2 protein-coding genes and 1 pseudogene are annotated in these 1,731 nt (G+C 66.7%); all 3 read left to right on the top strand.

The annotated features are described in order from the left end of the window. Positions 1–617: pseudogene (locus tag V7050_RS20880) on the top strand (AAA family ATPase); the annotation flags it as partial. A gap of 340 nt (positions 618–957) precedes the next feature. Continuing rightward, entirely contained in the window at positions 958–1,497 is a 540-nt protein-coding gene (locus tag V7050_RS20885) for a hypothetical protein (RefSeq protein WP_229341962.1), read from the top strand. Beyond that, the gene (locus tag V7050_RS20890; RefSeq protein ID WP_028720215.1) at positions 1,494–1,694 is read left to right on the top strand and encodes a hypothetical protein; all 201 of its coding nucleotides are present in this window, start codon (positions 1,494–1,496) and stop codon (positions 1,692–1,694) included. Before V7050_RS20885 ends, V7050_RS20890 begins: the two co-directional genes overlap by 4 nt. Positions 1,695–1,731: the final 37 nt, after the last annotated feature.

Genomic DNA, 1,731 nt, shown 5'->3' on the forward strand with positions numbered 1-1,731 from the left:
CCTCGGGGCTGCTCATGCACCGGCCCGACGAGGACAGCAGTGTCCGCAGGCTGGAAATCGAACTGCGGAACGGCCCCGCGCTGCCAGGCAAGCTCATCGACAAGGTGAAGGGGGAATGGGTCGAACTGAACCCGATGAACGAGCGCCTGGTGCGCAAGGAGGTCGGCGCCAAACTCGATGCCGAGCGGCTGCGAAAGCATGATGTCATCCTCGGCATGTTGCTTGATGAGGCGGCGAGCGAGCGCCTCTACACCGCGATGCAGTTCGCCGAGACCTTTGAGAACCGTGGCGGTCTGGGCAGCAAGCACACGATCCGCGAGCGGCTCAGCGTGCTGGCGACCAAGGGCTTCGTGAAGTTCCTGCGCGACCCCTCGGGGTTCGGCTTCCCCGTCACCCGGTCGCGGTTCGGCTACCTCTGCGTTGAGGGCATGCAGTTCGGCGCGCCCGCCGAGGAGGTCGATCCGGCTACCGGCGAGGTCACCACAACCGCCCGTCCGGTCCTGCCCAGCCACTTCAAATGCCCCCAATCCGGGCTCTGCCTGCAGGTCGAAAACCCCGCCGTCTGGGTCTACCCGGAGGGGCTCGAGGACGACCTAACTCATATGAGTGAGGCCTGACTCATATGACAGCGCCAACTGTGCACTCAACGAAATCAACGGGTTACGGACAAATAAGAGTCAGGTCCCTAACTCATGCCCGAAGACTTCATCAAGTCTTATTCCGCAATGATTTCAGCCACTTGAACGCCTCGGAACAGTTAGGTGTCAAACCCCCATACTACGTATGGGAGGGCCACCCCACAGGGTTGGCCACTCCTCCCATACGTCCGGGCCAGCCGCGCGCGCCGCCGTGACGCTCCCTTGTGCTTCCCGATCCGACGACGGCGGCCCCGTACCGCCAAGCACCAGGCCACCGTCGTCTTCCACCACCACAGGCCACCGGCAAAGGAGACCCATCATGGCTCAGCCAACTCTGATCCCGAATTGCGACGGCGCAAGGTTTGAATCGCTGCCGCTCGACACGCCCCGCAACCGCTGCATCCTCGCGCTCGACCTCGGCACCTCGACCGGCTGGGCGATCCGCGGCCATGACGGCCTGATCACCAGCGGCACCGTCTCGCTGCGCCCGGGCCGCTTCGACGGCGGCGGCATGCGCTACCTGCGCTTCACCAACTGGCTGACCGAGATCGACCGGCTGTCCGGGCCCGTCGCCGCCATCTGGTTCGAGGAGGTCCGCCGCCACGCTGGCACCGACGCGAGCCACATCTACGGCGGGCTCATGGCCACGCTGACCGCATGGGCCGAGCTGCGCGGCGTGCCTTACGAGGGCGTCCCGGTCGGCACGATCAAGCGTCATGCCGCAGGCAAGGGCAACGCCGACAAGGCCGCCATGGTCGCCGCCGTCCGCGCCCGCGGCTTCAGCCCGGCCGACGACAACGAGGCCGACGCCATCGCCATCCTGCTCTGGGCGATCGAGACGAAGGGAGGTGTCGCATGAGGTGGCACCCCCACGGCTACGGCGGCCGGCGCCGGGATCCCGAACAGGTCAAGCGCGAGGGCTGGCAGGAACAGGGCGTCCTCGCGGTCTCCGCCGATGACGACCGTCTCACCTGGCCCGAGCGTGAACTGGTCCGCCAGCTCGGCGAGAAGCTCTACGGCCCGCGCCCGTCCGACAGGGAGGCGCGCCATGGCTGATCGCGAATGGACCGCCGACTGCGTCGCCGATCATTTC

Origin of the sequence: Amaricoccus sp., from assembly GCF_036846665.1 — a bacterium.
Taxonomy (GTDB): Bacteria; Pseudomonadota; Alphaproteobacteria; order Rhodobacterales; family Rhodobacteraceae; genus Amaricoccus.

Coding starts and splice junctions, on each gene's coding strand:
- V7050_RS20890 (WP_028720215.1), top strand. CDS start 1,494: ATGAGGTGGCACCCCCACGGCTACGGCGGCCGGCGCCGGGATCCCGAA.
- V7050_RS20885 (WP_229341962.1), top strand. CDS start 958: ATGGCTCAGCCAACTCTGATCCCGAATTGCGACGGCGCAAGGTTTGAA.